The organism is Micromonospora sp. CNZ303 (assembly GCF_004345505.1).
This window is the reverse complement of sequence record NZ_SLVT01000001.1, coordinates 72790-91615: the sequence shown is the minus strand read 5'-3', so window position 1 is coordinate 91615 and position 18826 is coordinate 72790. Positions and strand designations below refer to the sequence as shown.

15 protein-coding genes are annotated in these 18826 nt (G+C 74.1%); 5 read left to right on the top strand and 10 right to left on the bottom strand.

Annotation, left to right across the window (positions count from 1 at the left end):
• Positions 1 to 26 precede the first annotated feature (26 nt).
• Positions 27 to 245 (bottom strand): FmdB family zinc ribbon protein, encoded by a 219-nt coding sequence (locus EV374_RS00465; protein ID WP_132230813.1) that lies wholly within the window; start codon positions 243 to 245, stop codon positions 27 to 29.
• Positions 246 to 283: 38 nt separating this feature from the next.
• On the opposite strand from EV374_RS00465, the gene EV374_RS00460 reads away from it, so the two are divergent.
• The 3 genes from EV374_RS00460 (at position 284) to EV374_RS00450 (ending at position 6254) form a co-directional block, all read left to right on the top strand.
• Entirely contained in the window at positions 284 to 1789 is a 1506-nt protein-coding gene (locus EV374_RS00460) for a lytic murein transglycosylase (protein WP_132230812.1), read from the top strand.
• A 72-nt stretch (positions 1790 to 1861) separates the two neighbouring features.
• On the top strand, positions 1862 to 2878 hold the full coding sequence (locus tag EV374_RS00455) for a GNAT family N-acetyltransferase (protein WP_132231303.1): 1017 nt from the start codon (positions 1862 to 1864) through the stop codon (positions 2876 to 2878).
• A gap of 97 nt (positions 2879 to 2975) precedes the next feature.
• Positions 2976 to 6254, top strand: coding sequence for a lamin tail domain-containing protein (locus EV374_RS00450; RefSeq protein ID WP_132230811.1), 3279 nt, complete (start codon positions 2976 to 2978; stop codon positions 6252 to 6254).
• A gap of 65 nt (positions 6255 to 6319) precedes the next feature.
• Here EV374_RS00450 and EV374_RS00445 read toward each other — a convergent pair whose 3' ends face one another.
• The 6 genes from EV374_RS00445 to EV374_RS00420 form a co-directional block, all read right to left on the bottom strand.
• Entirely contained in the window at positions 6320 to 6886 is a 567-nt protein-coding gene (locus EV374_RS00445; RefSeq protein ID WP_486485512.1) for a helix-turn-helix domain-containing protein, read from the bottom strand.
• A gap of 850 nt (positions 6887 to 7736) precedes the next feature.
• Positions 7737 to 8720 (bottom strand): porphobilinogen synthase, encoded by a 984-nt coding sequence (gene hemB, locus EV374_RS00440; protein ID WP_132230809.1) that lies wholly within the window; start codon positions 8718 to 8720, stop codon positions 7737 to 7739.
• A 19-nt stretch (positions 8721 to 8739) separates the two neighbouring features.
• Positions 8740 to 10320 (bottom strand): bifunctional uroporphyrinogen-III C-methyltransferase/uroporphyrinogen-III synthase, encoded by a 1581-nt coding sequence (locus EV374_RS00435; RefSeq protein WP_132230808.1) that lies wholly within the window; start codon positions 10318 to 10320, stop codon positions 8740 to 8742.
• A complete protein-coding gene (gene hemC / locus EV374_RS00430) occupies positions 10317 to 11312 on the bottom strand; it encodes a hydroxymethylbilane synthase (RefSeq protein ID WP_132230807.1) in 996 nt (331 codons plus the stop codon). Before hemC ends, EV374_RS00435 begins: the two co-directional genes overlap by 4 nt.
• The gene (locus EV374_RS00425) at positions 11309 to 12757 is read right to left on the bottom strand and encodes a glutamyl-tRNA reductase (RefSeq protein WP_132230806.1); all 1449 of its coding nucleotides are present in this window, start codon (positions 12755 to 12757) and stop codon (positions 11309 to 11311) included. The genes hemC and EV374_RS00425 overlap by 4 nt, the downstream gene beginning before the upstream one ends.
• Positions 12754 to 13524 (bottom strand): redox-sensing transcriptional repressor Rex, encoded by a 771-nt coding sequence (locus tag EV374_RS00420; RefSeq protein ID WP_132230805.1) that lies wholly within the window; start codon positions 13522 to 13524, stop codon positions 12754 to 12756. The genes EV374_RS00425 and EV374_RS00420 overlap by 4 nt, the downstream gene beginning before the upstream one ends.
• A 400-nt stretch (positions 13525 to 13924) precedes the next feature.
• Here EV374_RS00420 and EV374_RS00415 point away from each other — a divergent pair, with 400 nt between their 5' ends.
• Positions 13925 to 15226: a sensor histidine kinase gene (locus EV374_RS00415; RefSeq protein ID WP_132230804.1), complete on the top strand. Its 1302-nt coding sequence runs from the start codon at positions 13925 to 13927 to the stop codon at positions 15224 to 15226.
• 24 nt (positions 15227 to 15250) lie between these two features.
• The gene (locus EV374_RS00410) at positions 15251 to 15904 is read left to right on the top strand and encodes a response regulator transcription factor (RefSeq protein ID WP_132230803.1); all 654 of its coding nucleotides are present in this window, start codon (positions 15251 to 15253) and stop codon (positions 15902 to 15904) included.
• A gap of 70 nt (positions 15905 to 15974) precedes the next feature.
• Here EV374_RS00410 and EV374_RS00405 read toward each other — a convergent pair whose 3' ends face one another.
• From EV374_RS00405 to EV374_RS00395, 3 genes are read right to left on the bottom strand one after another with little or no spacing between them, the layout of a single operon-like run.
• Complete coding sequence (locus EV374_RS00405) at positions 15975 to 16625, bottom strand: HAD hydrolase-like protein (RefSeq protein WP_132230802.1); 651 nt, start codon at positions 16623 to 16625, stop codon at positions 15975 to 15977.
• A 22-nt stretch (positions 16626 to 16647) separates the two neighbouring features.
• Positions 16648 to 16899 carry a glutaredoxin family protein gene (locus tag EV374_RS00400; protein WP_121399981.1) on the bottom strand — a complete coding sequence of 84 codons (252 nt, stop codon included), beginning with the start codon at positions 16897 to 16899 and terminating at the stop codon, positions 16648 to 16650.
• Entirely contained in the window at positions 16892 to 18625 is a 1734-nt protein-coding gene (locus EV374_RS00395) for an AMP-binding protein (protein WP_132230801.1), read from the bottom strand. The genes EV374_RS00400 and EV374_RS00395 overlap by 8 nt, the downstream gene beginning before the upstream one ends.
• Between the last annotated feature and the right edge of the window lie 201 nt (positions 18626 to 18826).

Here is an 18826-nt window from a genome sequence, read left to right as displayed (position 1 = left end):
GCCGGAGCCGACTGCGGGCCCGCAGGTCAGCAGCCGCAGCCCCCGCCGCAACAGCCCCCACCGGCCGGCGCCGGCGCGCCACCGGCCGCACCGCCGCCCCGGCCGGTGACCGCGACGGTGGAGAGGAGCTTGACCGTGTCGGCGTGCCCCTGCGGGCAGGACGCGGGCTCAGCAGCCTGCGACATCGGGCGGTTGACCTCGAAGGTGTCGCCGCAGGCGCGGCAACGGAACTCGTACCGGGGCATGGCACCAGGGTACGACCGGTCCTGACGTACGGGGGGACATGGGTGATACTCAACTTGTGGTGGACGGCGAGGACAGGACGACCCTTCGGCCCCTGCGGCCGGCGGCACCCATCGACGGGCCGCTCGCGGGTTCCGGCGCCGCGCCCGAACCCGCGACGCGGTTGCCGCGTCCCCGCCGCCCCTGGCTGAGATCCACCGCCGCCGGCGACACGAAGCCGGCCACCGAGGCCAAGCTGGCGACCGGATCCAAGCCGACGACCGAGGCCACCGCCGAGAAGGCGGAGCCGGTCGACGACGCGAAGCCGGCCACCGGTACCAGGCCGGTCACCGAGCCCACTGCCGAAGCGAAGGCGGCGGAAGAGGCGAAGTCGGGCGACGGGTCGGGCGCCGACGCGAAGCCGGCCACGACCGGGAAGTCGGGCGACAGCGCCGGCACGGCCGCGAAGTTGGGCGACGGAACCGCCCCCGGCACGAAGGCCGGCGGCGCGGCCGGGGCCTCGACGACCGGGTCCGGGGCGAAGACCGGTGACGAGGCCGGCGCGGCGTCGACCACGGGCGACCTCGCGGAGACGAAGGTCGACGTGCCCGCCACGAAGCCGGCCACCGGGCCCCGGCGCCGCCGGGTGCAGTTCGCGCACGCCGTACGCCGGCCGCCGCACCGCGTCGCGATGGGCGCCGCCCGCGCGACCCGCGACTGGTCGCGGCGGCCCAGCGGGCGACTCACCCTGCCCGGGGTGTTCCTGCTCGCCCTGGTCGCGGCGACGGCTGCGGCGGGTGCGCTGCTGGTGCCCGCGACGGCCCGGGGACCCCGTCCGGTCGCGGTCGACGCCACCTCCACCGCGCCGACCACCGTTCCGCAGGCGCCGCTGCCCGGCGGGACCCCACTGCCCGGCGGCACGGTGCTGCCCGGTCAGACGCCACTGCCCGGCGGCACGGTGCCGCCCGGTCCGCTCCCCGGCGGGATCACCGGCCGGCCGTCGGACGCGCTGGCCGGCTGGGCCGCCCAGGTCGGGCCGAAGGTCGGCATCTCGCCGGTGGCCATGCAGGCCTACGGCTACGCCGAGGTGGTGCTCGCCCAGACCAACCGCAGCTGCGGGCTGAGCTGGACCACCCTGGCGGCCATCGGGTTCGTCGAGTCGGGGCACGGTCAGGCCAACAACGCGACGCTCCGCCCGGACGGCAAGGCGCTGCCCGAGATCATCGGCCTGCCGCTCGACGGGCAGGGCGGCCGGATGCGGATCCCCGACACGGACCGCGGCGTGATGGACAAGGACCCGGTCCTCGACCGGGCGGTCGGGCCGATGCAGTTCATCCCGACGACCTGGCAGGAGATCGGCGCCGACGCCGACAACGACGGCGTCAAGGACCCGCACGACCTGGACGACGCCGCCCTCGCCGCCGGCAACTACCTCTGCAAGGGCGGCCGGAACCTGACCATCCCCGCCGACTGGTGGAACGCGATCCTGTCCTACAACGACGTCCGCCGCTACGCCCAGGACGTCTACGACACCGCCAACCGGTACGGACAGGCGAGCCGTACGTGAAGTGATCGTCCGCATACATTGGAGAACTGGACACTTCCCCCGGGCAGCGGTTAGCGGCAAGCTAGACGGGTGATGGTGCGCGAGTGGGACCCCAGGACCGCGTCGTCCGCCGAGATCGCGTCGCTGCTGGACACGCTGAACGCGGTCCTGGCGGCCGATCTGCCGCAGGACCCGCCGTGGCGGGAGAGTTCCATGCGGGAATACCTCGCCGAGGTGATGCCCGGCGAGCGGCGGATCTCCTGGGTCGCCCAGGCGGAGCCGGCCGCCGACGGCAGCCCGGGGGCGATCCTGGGCCACGTGCACGTGCTGCTGCTCGGAGACATCGGGGTGCTGGAGGTGCTGGTGCACCCGACGGAGCGGCGCACGGGCCTCGGGCGGGACCTCGTCCTGACCGCCGCCAGGCGGGTCTACCAGGAGGGCTTCCAGTCGATCGGGGTCGAGGTGGTCGGCGACACGCCGGCCGTCGCCTTCTACGAGTCGCTCGGCTTCTCGAAGGAGTACGTCGAGACCCGCAGCGTGCTGGACCTGTCCGGGGTGGACTGGGCCGAGCTGTCCGAGATGGCCACCGGCATCGGTGCGGGCTACCACCTGGAGTTCCACCCCGGCGGCCCGCCGGACGAGCTGATCGAGGCGTACGCGCGGGCCAAGGCAGAGGTGCGCGACGTCGAGGACGGTGAACTGCGCCCCAGCTCCTACGACCCGCAGCGGCTGCGCGACAGTCTGGACTGCCTGCACCGGCGGGGCATGAAGCCCTACATCGTGCTCGCCCTGCACGAGCAGACCGGGGAGGTGGCGGGGCTGACCGAGGTGGTCGTGCCGGTCCAGCATCCCACCCGCGCCGACCAGTACGACACCATCGTCGTGCAGGACCACCGGGGCTACGGCATCGACCGGGCGATCAAAGCGCGGATGCTGATGGAGCTGCGCTCGGCGGAGGCGGAGCTGACCGAGGTGCAGACCTGGAACGCGCAGGCCAACGAGGCCATGCTCAAGGTCAACGCCGAATTGGGCTACCGCCCGGACCGCGAGTGGTGCGAATACAGCATCGACGTGGCCGAGCTGGTGCACCGCCTCGACGCCGGACGCTGACCGGAACGTTCACGAAACTGTCCGGTGGGGGATGGACGGCGGTCAGCACCGACCCTTAACGTGCGTTAGTTCCCCGTCCACCCATCGTGGAGGCCTCATGCGCCCGCGCCGCACTCTTGCCGCGCTCGCGACCGCCACCGCCGCCGTGACCGTCACGGCTGTCGGCGTCGCACCCACCGCGGCCAGCGCCGCGCCCACCGACCTCTTCATCTCCGAGTACGTCGAAGGCTCGTCGAACAACAAGGCGATCGAGCTGTTCAACGGCACCGGCGCCGCCGTCGACCTGGCCGCCGGCGGCTACCAGCTCCAGTTGCACTTCAACGGCTCCACCACGCCGACGAACCTGGCCCTCACCGGCACCGTCGCGGCCGGCGACGCCTTCGTCCTCGCCGCCGCCTCGGCCGCGCCGGGCATCCTGGACCGGGCCGACCAGACCACGAGTGCCAGCCTGTTCAACGGCGACGACGCCATCGTGCTGCGTCGGGGCGGCACCGTGCTCGACTCGATCGGCCAGGTCGGCGTCGACCCCGGCACCGAGTGGGGCACCGGCGTCACCAGCACCGCCGACAACACGCTGCGCCGGTCGGCCGCCGTGACCTCGGGCGACACCGACCCCTCCGACGCGTTCGACCCGGCCGCGCAGTGGGCCGGCTTCCCCGTCGACATGTTCGACGGCCTCGGCGCGCACGCCGTCGACGGCGGCGGCCCGGTCGACGCGCCCGCCACGCTCACCTGCGGCCCGGCGCTGGTGACCTCGGCCGGCACGGCGGCCACCCGGGAGGTCACCGCCACCGACCCGGACGACCGGATCGTCGACCTGGCGGTCACCTCGGTCAGCCCGACCCCGGCCACCGGCTCCGTCAGCCGCTCGGCGGTCACCCCGGCCGACGCGGTCGGTGGCACCGCCCGCGCCACGGTCGGCACGAGCGCCGACCTGGCCGCCGGGGCGTACACCGTGGTGCTGACCGCCACCGACGCGGACGGCGACACCGCCACCTGCGCCCTGGCCGTGCAGGTGACCCGGGAGCTGACCGTCGGCGAGGTGCAGGGCCCGACCACCGACGGCGAATCCGGCCCCGCCGACCGGTCGCCGCTCGCACCGGCCTCCGGCAACGGCACCAGCAGCACGCTGTACGACGTACGCGGCGTGATCACCCAGCGGACCCTCGCGCGCGACTCTTCGGGCCGCGACCAGCACGGGTTCTTCCTGCAGAGCCGTTCCGACGCCACCGACGGCGACCCGACCAGCTCGGACGGCATCTTCGTCTTCATGGGCTCGTTCACGTCCCTGATCGGCGGCTACGTGCCGACGGTCGGCGACGAGGTGGTGCTGCGCGCCCGGGTCTCCGAGTACTTCAACTTCACCCAGCTCTCCGGCGCGTCGCTGGTGCGCCGGATCGCCTCCGGCGTGGACGTGAACGCCGAGGTCCAGGTGACCGACGCGGTGCCGCCGGTCGAGGTGGCGGCGGCGCAGCGCTTCTTCGAGCGGCACGAGGGCGCCCGGCTGCGCGTACGCGCCGGCAGCGGCGCGGTGAGCGGGCGCAACGTCTTCGCCTCCACCGCCGACGCCGAGATCTTCGTGATCGACCGGGACGACCCGCTGCTCGACCGCGCCGACGCGTACGCCCGCCGGGTGTTCCGGGACGCGCACCCGCTCGACAACGACCCGACCCGCCGCTTCGACGACGGCAACGGGCAGCGCGTCCTGCTCGGCAGCATGGGCGTCAAGGGCAGCACGGGCGACAGCGCCGCGCTGCTCCCGCCGGCGCGCACGTTCGACACGCTGACCGCCGACGCGGTCGGTGGGCTCTACTACTCGTTCGAGAAGTACGGCGTGCAGGTCGAGGCGGCGGCGTTCACGGGCGGGGCCGACCCGTCGGCGAACAACCCGCCGAAGCCGGCCAACCGGTCGGAGGAGCTGGCCGTCGCGACCTACAACGTCGAGAACCTGTACGACTACCGTGACGACCCGTTCGACGGCTGCGACTTCGCCGGCAACGCCGGCTGCACCGGGGTGCGCCCGCCGTTCGACTACGTCCCGGGCAGCGAGCAGGAGTACCGCGAGCAGCTCGTCGCGCTGGCCGACCAGATCACCACCGACCTGCACTCCCCGGACCTGATCCTGGTGCAGGAGGCCGAGGACCAGGACATCTGCTCGGTCTCGGGCGGCGCGCTGGTCTGCGGCAGCACGGACAACGCCGACGGCGCGCCGGACAGCCTCCAGGACCTGGCGCTGGCCATCACGGCCGCCGGTGGCCCCGCCTACCAGGCCGCGTACGACCGCACCGGTGCGGACGCCCGGGGCATCACGGCGGCGTTCCTGTTCCGCACCGACCGGGTGTCGCTGGCGGCGCCCACCGCCGGCGACCCGCTGCTGGGCTCGGCGCCGACCGTCGAGTACCGGGGGGCGGCGCTGCCGGGCAACGCGGACGTGCAGAACCCGAAGGCGCTCAACGCGGTGCTGCCGGACGACGTGGACACGTCCACCGGCAAGGACGGGAACAACGTCTTCACCCGCGCGCCGCAGCTCGGCAAGTTCACGGTCGCCGCCGCCCCGAGCTCCGCCGAGCGGTACACGCTCTGGGCCGCGAGCAACCACTACTCGTCCGGGCCGGACAGCCGGGTCGGGCAGCGCCGGGAGCAGGCCGCGTACGGGGCCGCGATCGTCACCGCGATCGAGGCGTCGGACCCGCACGCGCGGGTGGTCTACGGCGGGGACCTGAACGTCTTCCCCCGCCCCGACGACCCCATCGCGACGGCGGCCGATCCCACCCCGTCGGACCAGCTCGGGCCGCTGTACGAGGCGGGCATGCGCAACCTGTGGGACGACCTGCTCGCCGACGCGCCGTCGTCCGCCTACTCGTACAGCTTCGAGGGGCAGACGCAGACGCTGGACCACCTGTTCGTCAACGGCGCGTTGCACCGGGACCTGGTGGAGATGCGGGCCGCGCACGTCAACGCCGACTGGCCGGCCGACCACGCGGCCGACGGCAGCCGGGGTTCCAGCGACCACGACCCGCAGGTGGCCCGCTTCCGCTCCCGGGCGTCGCTGAGCGTCGGCGACGCGTCGGTGGTCGAGGGCGACCGGGGCACCCGGCCGCTGACCTACACGGTCACCGTGTCGCGCCCGCTGTCCCAGCCGGTGCTGCTCTGCGCCGCCACGTACGGCACCACGGCCCAGGCCGGCGCCGACTACGACCCGTACGTCGGCTGCAAGGTCCTGGCCGCCGGGCAGACGTCGCTGGCCTTCCCGGTGACCGTACGCGGTGACCGGAAGCGGGAGTCCGACGAGAAGGTGAACCTGGTCGTGGCCGGGGTGCCCGGCCTGCGGCTGACCGATCCTCTCGCCGTGGGCACCATCACCGACGACGACTGACGTCACACCGGAGCCCGCCCCGACGGCCCGCCGCCCAGGAACCTCCTGGCCGGCGGGCCGTCCGCTCACCACGGGAAGCCTGAACCGGGCAGCCGCGACGGCGGGGGCACGCGCGGCGGTGGAGGCACGCGCGGCGGCGGGGGCACGCTGCGGTACTTCGCCACCCGCACCTCCCACTGGCTGCGCCGCCGCATGGCGTCGCGGACCCGACGGTCGCGGTAGAACGTCTCCGGCGGGCGGGCCAGCCCGTAGATGTCCGCCCACCACTCGCCCGGCTCGGGGTCGAGAATGGTGTCCAGGTGCGAGGGGTAGCGACGCCCCGCCCCGTCGCGGGTGTCCTGCCAGTCCCGCATCGGCTTCAGCACCCGCCCGAACTCGTCGACGACGGCCAGCCGGAATCCGGCGACCCCGATGATGCGGCGCAGGAGCAGGATGCTCGGCACCATCCGACCCGCCTCGATCCGCCCGACGGTGGAATGGTTCACCCCGGCCCACCGGGCCAGCTCCCGCTGGCTGAGGCTGGCATGCCGCCGGACCGCCCGGACGATGCCCGCAGCCGGCCACGGGGTGTCGAACGGCTCGGTCAGCAGCACGGGCGGCTCGCGCGATCCCGCCCCCTGATCGGTACCCACCGCCTGGTCACCGCCCGACTGCACAGCGCCGCCCGACGGCCCTGCGGGTCCCGACAGCCCGGCGGCAGCGGACAACTGGTTGGAGCCAGCCGGTTGGTCGGGATCCCGGCCGATTTCCGGTTCGGCGGGAAGCTCGGTCATCCCGTCACGCTCCCGGCTGCGATGCCTCTCCCGCAATCCCGCCCGCTCCGCCTGTGGATAACTCAGCCACCTGTGGAAACCGACGGCCGGTCCTTCCCCCACACCCCGGGGCAAACCTAGCTGGGCATGTAACGCACTGTAACAGGAGCGGCCTTTCCACAGCTGCCTACGCTAAGTGATGGCAAATTCGGCTCTGAACGATCCTCGATCACCACCGCTGACGACCGCAACGTCATGACCAGCAATTTCAGTGTTATCCCTCCCCAGGAGCGACGAACCTCTGCACGCCCTTTGCTCTGCATCCTAATATGCAACAGGCACTCCGGGTTACTGGCGCATATTAGGATGCAGAGCAAAGCGTCCGAGGGGCGGTGCGGTCCGGGGCGCAGGTCGAGTACTCAGCGTTACTGCCAGGGGCATGCGGAGCGGGCCTCTACTCGAATCCGGCAACTAGCACTGGCGCCTGCTTATGCCTGCAAGGGACTACAACGGCACGCACCAGCACGTCGCACTGGACGGCGAGGGGGCACGTGAAGGTGCGGCGAGTGTCCCGAGACGGGTAGCGGAGGAATGAGTTGGCTCGATTGGAATCCGACCCGCTGCCCGGAACGGGTCGGAGACCGAAGAGGTCGGACCGGACCAGGCCGCGCCAGACCAAGCCGCGCCGCACAGGGCCAAGCCACGCCGCGCCGGGGCGGGGCGGGTGGGGTCAGTAGCGCTGGCGGAGGAGTCCGGCGGCCTCGACCGCCCAGTAGGTGAGGATGATCTGCGCGCCGGCCCGACGGATCGAGGTGAGCGTCTCCAGCATCACGCGCTCCCGGTCGATCCAGCCGTTGGCGGCGGCCGCCTCGACCATCGCGTACTCGCCGGAGACCTGGTAGGCGGCGACCGGGACGTCCACCGCCGCGCGGACCGCCGACACCACGTCGAGGTACGGCAGGGCCGGCTTGACCATCACCATGTCGGCGCCCTCGGCGACGTCCAGCTCGACCTCGCGCAGCGACTCCCGCAGGTTGGCGGGGTCCTGCTGGTAGGTGCGGCGGTCGCCCTCCAGGGCCGACTCCACCGCGTCCCGGAACGGGCCGTAGAAGGCCGAGGCGTACTTGACGGCGTACGCCAGCACGGCGACGTCCTGGTGGCCCGCGGCGTCGAGCGCCCGGCGTACGACGCCGACCTGGCCGTCCATCATGCCGGACGGCCCGACCACACCGACCCCGGCGGCGGCCTGGGCGACCGCCATCTCGGCGTACGCCTCCAACGTGGCGTCGTTGTCGACGCCACCGTCGGGGGTGAGCAGGCCGCAGTGCCCGTGCGAGGTGAACTCGTCCAGGCAGAGGTCGCTCATCACCACCGTGGCGTCGCCCACCTCGGCGACGACGTCGCGGATCGCGACGTTGAGGATGCCGTTCGGGTCGATCCCGCCGGAGCCGGTGGCGTCCCGCTGCTCCGGCACGCCGAAGAGCATGATGCCGCCGACGCCCGCCTGGACCGCCTCGGCCGCGGCCTTGCGAAGCGAGTCCCGGGAGTGCTGGAGCACCCCCGGGAGCGACGCGATCGCCCGCGGTTCCGTCAACCCCTCCCGGACGAACATCGGCACGACCAGCTCGGCCGGGTCGACGCGGGTCTCGGAGACCAGTCGCCGGATGGCCGCGTTGCGGCGCAGCCGGCGGGGCCGGATCTCGGGGTACGGCATCACGGACCTCCTGCTACGACTACCGGAACCTCAGGGCGGTCGGCCCCTGCACCTTCGAGCCACGGCGCTGCTTCGCCGGCATGGCGGCGAGCTTCTCGCGCAACTCGACGGCGTAGGCGGCGAGCGCCTCCACCAGATCGGGGACCGAGGCGTGCGGCGGCTGGACGTCGACCCGCAGGCCGAACTCCGTCGCGGTCTCCGCCGTCTTGGGCCCGATCACTGCAACGACGGTACGTGCGTGCGGCTTCCCCGCGATACCCACCAGATTGCGCACCGTCGAGCTGGACGTGAAGAGCACCGCGTCGAAGCCACCCGACTTGATCGCGTCCCGGATCTCGGCGGGCGGCGGGGCGGCACGGACCGTCCGGTAGGCGGTCACGTCGTCGACCTCCCAGCCGCGCTCGGTGAGGCCGGCGGCGAGGGTCTCGGTGGCGATGTCGGCGCGCGGCAGCAGCACCCGCCCGACCGGGTCGAGGATCTCGTCGTGCGGCGAGAACTCGGCCAGCAGCCCCTCGGAGGACTGCTCCCCCGACGGGATCAGCTCGGGCTGGATGCCGAACGCGCGGACGGCGTCGGCGGTCGCCTCACCGATACAGGCGATCTTGACGCCGCCGAAGTGCCGGGCGTCGAGACCGTGCTCGGCGAACTTCTCCCAGACCGCGCGTACCGCGTTGACGGAGGTGAAGATCACCCAGGCGTACCGGCCGTCGACCAGGCCCTTGACCGCCCGCTCCATCTGGGCCGGGGTGCGCGGCGGCTCCACCGCGATCGTCGGCACCTCGCAGGGGATGGCCCCGTACGCGCGCAGCCGCGCGCTCATCACGCCGGCCTGCTCCTTGGTGCGGGGCACGAGGACCTTCCAGCCGTACAGCGGACGGTTCTCCCACCAGCTCAGCTTGTCCCGCTGGCCCACGCCCTCGCCGACGGTGAGGACCACCCGGCCGGTGAAGCCGAGCGCCGCCGCGACGAACGAGTCCACGGTCGACGTGGTGGTGTACTGCGTCTCGCCGGTGCCATCGCCGGTCACCCCGACGCCGGTGGTGCCCTCCACCCCGGCCGCGAGCAGCCCGTCACGGATCGCGGCGAGGTCGCCAGCGTCCACGGCCAGGGCCAGCGAGCCCCGGCCGACGGCTGCGGCCAGCGCGTCGAAGTCCAGCGTGCTGACGTCCTCGACGTCGGCCGCCGTCCGTACGCCCGGCAGCGGCACGCCCGCGTAGGTCGCCACCCCCTCGGCCTGGCCGACCCCGGGAACCACCTCGAAGTGCGCGGCGGTACGCGCGACCGCCTGCACCTCCTTGACGACCGACTCGTGGCCGAACGGGTCGCCGGCGACCAGGTGCACCGCGTTCAGCCCGGAACGGGCCGCCGAGATCAGCACCTTCGCCACGTCACCCGGCGCCCCCTCCGCCGGGGTGAACTGGGCGTCCTCCCTGGCCTGGGCGCGGACGGCGTCGAGCAGCGACTCGGGGACTCCCCGGTCGTACACCACCTGGTCGGCGTCGACCAGAGCGTCGTGCGCCCGGCGGGTCAGCAGGCCCGGGTCGCCGGGACCGGCCCCGACGAAGGCGATGCGGCCTACGGGCTTACGGGTGCGGGTCATTCTGTGCTCCCAAATTGCTGGGTCCCCGGGCCGGCGTGTCCATCGTGGCCGAGGATCGAGTCGGCGCCGAGGTCGAGGAGTTCGGCGGCGAGTGCCTTGCCGATCTCCGCCGCGTCGGCGAGCGTTCCGGTGCGGGACAGCCGGAGGTCTCTCGTGCCGTCCGGACTGATCACCGCCCCGCGCAGATAGATCTCCTGGACGAAGTCACCCTCGACGCCCGAGCCGGTTGGCTCGCCTTCGGCGACGACGGCGTAGGCGGCGACCGGGGCGGAGCATCCGGCCTCCAGGGTGGCCAGCAGCGCCCGTTCCGCGGTGACCGCGGCGTGGGACGGTGCGTGGTCGAGCACGGCGAGCAGCTCGACCAGGTGCGTGTCGTCGGCCCGGCACTCCACCGCCAGCGCGCCCTGGGCGGGCGCGGGCAGCATCAGCATCGGGTCGAGCGTCTCGGTGATCACGTCGGTACGCCCGAGCCGGGCCAGCCCGGCCCGGGCCAGGACGACCGCGTCGAGGTCGGCCTCCGGGCCGAGCACCCGCGCGAGGCGGCTGTCGACGTTGCCGCGGATCGGGGTGACCTCCAGCTGCATCCCGAGGGCGTGCAGCTGGGCGATGCGGCGCAGCGCTCCGGTGCCCACGGTCGCGCCGGAGGGCAGCTCGGCGAGCGTCCGGCCGTCCCGGGCGACCAGCGCGTCCCGCGGGTCCTGCCGCATCGGCACCGCCGCGATGTGCAGCCCGGCCGCCGCCGCGGTGGGCAGGTCCTTGTAGGAGTGCACCGCGAAGTCGATGGTGCCGGCGGTCAGGGCGTCCCGCAGGGCGGAGACGAAGACGCCGACGCCGAGCCGGTGCACCGGCGCGGACGAGCGGTCGCCGGCGGTGACCACCTCGACCAGCTCGACGGGCCGGCCGGTGGCGGCGGTCAGGGCCTCCGCGACGTGGCCGGACTGGGCCATCGCCAGTTTGCTTCCCCGGGTACCGAGGCGCAGGGGCGTGCTCATCGCTCACCTCCGAGGGGCGGGACGTCGGCGGAACCCGTCGACGGCGGATTGTCGGTGTGACCGACGGGCGGCGGAACGTCGGCGAGGCCGCCGGGTGGCGGGAGGTCGGCGAGGCCGAACGGCGGCGCGGCGTCGCCGGCCACGATGTCGGGGACGTTGTCGACCGGGGACGTCTGCGGCACCTTGAGGTCGAACAGCTCGCGCAGCAGGGCCGCGTACTGGTCGCCGCCGGGTTCGGCCGCCAGCTGGCGCACCCGCACGGTCGGCTGGTGCAGCAGCCGCTGCACCACCCGGTGCACCGTCCGGGCCACCTCGGCGCGCTGGTCGTCCGTGAGGTCCGGGCGGCGCTGGGCGAGCCGGCGCAGCTCGGCGCCGACGACGTCGTCGGCGCGGCCACGCAGGGCGGCCACCGTGGGCGCCACGTCGGCGCCGCGCAGCCAGGTCAGGAAGGCGTCGACCTCGCCGGCCACGATCCGCTCGACGGCGGCGGCGTCGGCGGCGGCGGGCCCGTCGGCGAGCAGCGTCGCCATCCGGTCGATGTCGATGACCTCGACGCCGGGCAGCTCGGCGACGCCGGCCTCCACGTCGCGCGGCACGGCCAGGTCGAGCAGGACGAGCGGCCCCCGGCCGGGGTCGCGCCCGGCGAGCGCCCGGGTCACCACGTTACGGGTGAGGACCGCTTCGGTGGCCGCGGTGGCGGCCACTACGATGTCCACTGTGGAGAGCACGGTGGTCAGCTCCGCCATCGGCGTCGCGCTGGCCCCGTACGCCTCGGCCAGCCGGACGGCCCGGTCGGCGCCCCGGTTGGTGACCGTGAGCGGCCCGGCGCCCAGCCGGGACAGCGTGGCGACGCCCAGCGAGCCCATCGCGCCCGCGCCGACCACCAGCGCGGGACGGCCGGCGAGGTCGCCGTCGAGGTGCCCGGCGGCCAGCTCCAGCGCGGCGGTCACCACGCTCTGGCCGGCCCGGTCGATCCCGGTCTCCGCGTGCGCCCGCTTGCCGACCCGCAGCGCCTGCTGCATCAGCTCGTGCAGCAGCCGCCCGGCGGTGTCGGCCCCGGTCGCGGAATGGTAGGCGTCCCGGAGCTGGCCGAGGATCTGCGCCTCGCCGACCACCATCGAGTCGAGCCCGGCGGCGACCCGGAAGACATGGTCCACGGCGGCGGCGTCGAAGTGCACGTAGAGGTGGTTGGCGAGCGCGGCGGGCTGGCAGCCGGCCTGGTCGGCCAGCACCGCGCAGATGTCGCCGAGGCCGCCGTGGAAGCCGGACACGGCGGCGTAGACCTCCACCCGGTTGCAGGTGGAGACGATCACGGCCTCGGTCACGTACGGCTGGGCGACCAGGCGGTCCAGGGTGCGGGTGAGGTCCGCGGGGCCGACCGCGAGCTGCTCCAGCGTGGCGACGGGAGCGGTGCGGTAGGACGCGCCGACGACGAGCAGTTTCACGTGCCGATCGCCTCCTGCGGGTCGGTGACGGCGAGCCCCCCGGGCAGGGCGGTCAGGGCGGACCCACCGGTGGCGGGCAGCGCGGTCAGCGATGCCTTGCGGTGCTCGTGGAAGGACAGGATCTGCAGCTCGATCGCGAGGTCGACCTTGCGCACGTCGACCCCCTCCGGAACCGAGAGTACGCACGGGGCGAAGTTCAGGATGCTCGTCACACCGACGGCCACGAGCTGGTCCGCCACCGCCTGGGCGGCCGGGGCCGGGGTGGCGATCACGCCGATGGCGATGGCCTCCTCGACGGCGACCCGAGGCAGCTCGTCGATGTGCCGGACGACCAGCCCGCTGATCTCCTCGCCGACCCGGGCGGGGTCGGCGTCGAAGAGGGCGGCGATCCGGAAGCCACGGCTGGCGAAGCCGTCGTAGCCGGCGAGGGCGTGACCGAGATTACCCACGCCGACCAGGGCGACGGCCCGCCGCTGGGTGAGCCCGAGCACGTACTCGATCTGGTCGACCAGCAGCGCCACGTCGTAGCCGACGCCACGGGTGCCGTACGAGCCGAGGTGGGAGAGGTCCTTGCGGAGCTTCGCGGAGTTCACGCCGGCGGCGCTGGCCAGCCCCTCGCTGGACACGGTCTCGTGGCCGGATTCGGCGAGGTTGTGCAGGGCACGGAGGTATTCCGGGAGCCGCGCGACGGTCGCCTCCGGCAGATCCGGGAGCGCCGGTACGGCACCGGCGCGGCCGGGCGCGCCAGGGTGACGGTGCTGACTCATGAGACTCCGTGCGGTGCGATCCTCGGCCAACTCGGGCGGCCGGCCGTTTCGGGATCCCCGCTGGCGACCGAGATTGCCGGCTGTGCTAGCAGGGCGCGTCGGAACTACAGAGTAGGCGCTTGTGAAGGCGTGCACAAATCGCGATCTTGAAAGCTCGCGACGCGGCTTCACCAGCCCCTCCATTCCGCAAGATCGATCCAGTGGCCGCCGCCGGCCACCGCCCGACCTCGGGGCGGTGGCGATGGTGCCGGTAGCGCCGATTATTGCTCAATTACGACTTCTCTGACCAATCGCGCGGCCCACGGCTCGCCCACGATCCGGTCACGGTAGGGCCAGCCCTACGCCGCAGAGGCGGGCCGACGGGATGGGTCGACGACCCCGCGCTGCCTAGCCTCGTGACATGACCGCCGTACCCGTCGCCGCCGATCAGCCCGTGCCGGCGCCGACCATCTCCCGACAGCTCCTGCTGGACTCCGGCTACGTGCTGCTGGGCCTCCCGCTGGCCCTGGCCAGCTTCGTCGTCCTGCTGGTCGGCCTGGCTGCCGGGCTGGGGCTGGTCGTGACGGTGATCGGCCTGCCGATCCTCAGCGGCACCCTCTACGCCGCCCGGGGCCTCGCCGACATCGAGCGCCTCCGCCTGCCCACCGTGCTCCACCAGGCCCGGATCCGCCCCCAGTACCGGCTCCCGGAGCCCGGCGCGAGCGCCTGGCGGCGGATCTTCGTGCCGATGGGGGACGCGCAGTCCTGGCTCGACCTGGCGCACGGCATCCTCAAGCTGATCGTGGCCATCGTCACCTTCGTGGTCACGCTGGTCTGGTGGGCCGGCGCCGTCGCCGGCACCCTCTACTGGGCGTACGACTGGACGCTGCCGCACGGCGACCCGGAGGACGTCGGCCTCCCCCAGCTCCTCGGCCTCGGCAACTCGACCGTCGTCCGGATCGGGCTGCACACCGCGATCGGGCTGTTCTTCCTGATCACCCTGCCGATCGTGGCCCGGGGCTGCGCGCTGCTCCAGGCTGGCTTCGGCCGGGCCCTGCTCACCGGCGTGGCCGAGATGCGCAACCGGATCACCGTGCTGGAGGAACAGAAGCGGGCCGCCGTCTCCGCCGAGGCGAGCGCGCTGCGCCGGCTGGAGCGGGACATCCACGACGGCCCGCAGCAGCGCCTCGTCCGGCTCGCGATGGACCTCAGCCGGGCCCGCCAGCAACTCGCCACCGACCCGCGGGCCGCCGGGCGCACCCTGGACGAGGCGGTCACCCAGACCCGGGAGACGCTCGCCGAGCTGCGCGCCCTGTCGCGGGGCATCGCGCCGCCGATCCTGGTCGACCGGGGACTGCCCAGCGCCCTGGCGGCACTGGCCGGGCGCGGCCTGATCCCGATCGAGCTGCGGGTGGACCCGGAACTGGCCAGCCCGGCCGGCCGGCTCGACCCGTCGGTCGAGAGCACCGCCTACTTCGTGGTGTCCGAGGCGCTGACCAACGTCGCCAAGCACAGCCGGGCGACCGAGTGCCAGGTCACCGTGGCCCGGCACGACGGACGGCTGGAGGTCGACGTCGACGACGACGGGCAGGGCGGCGCCCACTTGGCCAAGGGGCACGGGCTGGTCGGCATCGCCGACCGGGTACGCGCCGCCGGGGGCCGGCTCTCCGTGGTCAGCCCGGCCGGCGGGCCCACCAAGATCCGCGCGGAGCTCCCGCTGTGAGCGGTACGTGGTAGACAACAGGACATGCGGATCGTGATCGCGGACGACGCGGTGCTGCTCCGGGAGGGGCTGGTACGGCTGCTCACCGAGCGCGGGCACGAGGTGGTGGCCGCCGTGGCGGACGGCGACGCGCTGGTGACGGCGGTGGTGGCGCACCGCCCGGACGTGTCGATCGTCGACGTCCGGATGCCGCCGTCGCACACCGACGAGGGGCTGCGCGCGGCGGTGGAGGCCCGCCGCCTGGTGCCCCGCACCCCGATCCTGGTCCTCTCCCAGTACGTCGAGGTGTCGTACGCCGACGACCTGCTCGCCACCACCGGCGGCGGCGGAGGCGGGATCGGCTACCTGCTCAAGGACCGGGTGGCCGCGATCGACGAGTTCCTCGACGCGCTGGACCGGGTGGCCGCCGGCGGGACGGTGCTCGACCCCGAGGTGGTCGGCCAGCTCTTCGCCCGGCGCCGGCGCGACGACCCGCTGCGCGAGCTCACCCCGCGCGAACGCGAGGTGCTCGCGCTGATGGCCGAGGGCCGCTCCAACACGGCGATCGCGAAGACCCTGGTGGTCACCGACGGCGCCGTCGAGAAGCACGTCCGGAACATCTTCACCAAGCTCCAGCTCCCGCCCGACACGGAGCAGCACCGCCGGGTCCTGGCCGTGCTGGCCTACCTGCGCAACTGACCCGCCGCCAGCGCACGGACCGGCCGCCGGCCTGCCGCCGGGGCCCGGACACGGGACGGGACGGGACCGGTCAGGGCAGCGTGGCCGCCAGGCTGACCGCCTCGCTGAGGGTGTCGGCGACCGGGTGGCCGGAGGCGCGCAGCCGTGCCGCGTCGGTGAACCCGCCGGTGTAGAGGACGGCGCGGCCCCCCACCGACACGGCGGCGTCGGCGTCGTCGACGGAGTCGCCGATCAGCACCACGTCCCGGCCGTCCACGCCCAGCTCCGTCAGGTGCCGCCGGAGCGATTCGGCCTTACGGTCGCCGCCGACAGCCGCCCGCAGCCCGTCCACCCGGACGAAGTGCCCGGTGAGCCCGTACGTGTGCACGGTCGGCACCAGCTCCTCGTGGAACCACATGGACAGCAGGGACTGGCTGCCCGGCCAGGCCGCCATCGCCACGGTGGCGTCGTGCGCCAGCTCGCAGGTCGTCAGCCCGGTGCGGTACGCATCGTGGAAGATCCGGTCCAGCCGGCCGAACGCGTCGTCGTCGACCGCCCGGCCGAGCACCTCCGCGTAGTAGTCGGCGATCGGGCGGCGGAACCGCACCCGGTGCTCGTCGGCGGTCACGGTGGGCCCGCCGACGCTGGCGAAGGCGGCGTTGGTGCAGGCGACCACCAGGCTCAGGTCGTTGAGCAGGGTGCCGTTCCAGTCCCACACCAGGTGGTTGCGCGCAGGGGTCATCCGAGCACCCTAGCGCCCGGCACTACAGCTGCGGCGTGGTCAGGTCCCGCAGCAGCCGCTCCTCCTCCACCCGCCAGTAGCCGTGCTCCTTGCCGTCGAGCAGCACCACGGGCAGCCGGTCGCCGTACTCGCGCTCCAGCTCGATGTCGTCGGTGACGTCCTTCTCGGTCCACCGGTCCCCGGTGACCGCCACCACCCGGTCCAGCGCCAGCTTCGCCTCGTCGCAGAGGTGGCAGCCGGGGCGGGTGATCAGGGTGAGTCGGGGCTCACGCATCGGTCTCCTCCGTCGTGCTGGCGCCGGCCGGGGCCGGCGGGCGGGTCTCCGGCGACGCCGCCGGGGACGGCACCGGGGACGCCGGGGACGACGCCGTCCGGAGCAGGGTCTTGCGCACCTTGCCGATCACCGAGTGCGGCAACTCGTCGACGAACTCGACGGCGGTCGGGCACTTGAACCGGGCCAGGTTGCGGGCGCAGTGGGCGAGCAGCTCCTCACCGGTCACCGGACGCCCCGGCGCCGGCACCACGTACGCCCGGACAGTCTCGCCGGTCCGCGGGTGCGGCACACCCAGTACCGCCGACTCGGCCACCCCCGGGTGCGCGGAGAGCACCAGCTCGACCTCGTGCGGGTACACGTTGAAGCCGTTGACCAGGATCAGCTCGCCGATCCGGTCGACCAGGAAGAGGTCGCCGTCGGAGTCGGCGTACGCCACGTCGCCGGTGGCCCACCAGCCGTCGGCGTCCGGGCCGCCCCGGCCGTCCGGCCAGTAGCCGGCGAAGACGTTCGCCCCGCGCACCACGACCTGGCCCGGGTCGGTGCCGGGCGTGACGTCGGAGAGGTCCAGCTCGTCGGCGTCGTCCTCCGGCTCGGCCACGCCGTCGCGCCACAGGTCGGCCCCGTCGGTCCCGACCAGACGCAGCTCGACGCCGGGCAGCGGCCGGCCGATCGAGCCGGGCTTCGGCTCCCCGCCGACCAGGGTGGAGGTGAGCACCGGCGCGGTCTCGGTCAGGCCGTACCCGACGTGCACCGGGCGGCCGGCGACCTCGGCGAAGCGCGCCGCGACGGCCGGCTCCAGCGGCGCCGCGCCGCAGACCACGGCCCGGACCGACGTCATCGCCGCGGCGAGGGCGGCGGCGTCCGCCGTGGACCAGGCGGCCACCATCGACGGTACGCCGACCAGCACGGTGACCCGGTGCCGGGCGATCACGGCCAGTCCCGCGTCGGAGCCGAGGTCGTCGACGAGCACCCCGGTCGCGCCATGGTGGACGACCGCGCCCAGCCCCGCGTTCAGCCCGTACGCGTGGAACAGCGGCAGCGCCAGCAGCACGGTGTCGTCCGGGCCGACGACGGGCGGGTCGATGCGGCCGACCTGCTCGTGGTTGGCCGCCAGCGCCCGGTGCGTCAGCATCGCGCCCTTGGGCCGCCCCTCGGTGCCGGAGGTGTAGAGCAGCAGCGCCAGGTCGTCGCCGCCCCGGTCGGGGAACGGCTGACCGGCGTCGGCCACCGGCGGCGCGGTGTGCACGGCGACGAGCGCGGGCCGGTCCCCGGCGGCGCCGGCGACCAGGTCGCGTACCCGCTCGGTGCCGATCAGCACCGAGGCGCCGGAGTCGGCCAGCACGTGCCGCAGCTCGGGGGCGGTGAGGCCGGGGTTGACCGGCACCGCGACCAGCCCGGCGCGCAGCGCGGCCAGGCAGCTCACCACGAAGTCCGGCGAGTTGCCGAGCGCGACGGCGATCCGGGGCGGGTGCGGGTCGGCGGCTCCCGGCGTCGGGCCGGGCCCGGCGGGTCGCGGCCCGGTCAGGGCCGCCAGGGCGTGGGCGGTGGCGGTCACCGACGCGTCCAGATCGGACCAGGTGACGGTCCGCTCGCGCCAGTGCAGCGCGGGTCGGTCGCCGTGGGCGGCGGCCGCCCGGTGGAGCCGCTCGACGAGGGTCGAGGCGGAGCTGTCGGTTGCGTCCTGCACGGTGGCTGAGTCTGGCACAGCGCGGGGCCTGTGGGCCATGCCCGCCGGAGGCCGGAGGGGACATCCCGGTCGGCGGCAACGGCAGCCCGGACAAGTCCCGCCGGCGGGACGACCGCTGGGCGCGGACGGGACGCGACCGGTCCCGTCCACAGGACACGCCGGGACCCGCCCGGCGTCCCGGACGGTCCTGGATCGACACCCGCTCCACCGTCCCGCCCAAGCCCCGCGACACGCCCACTG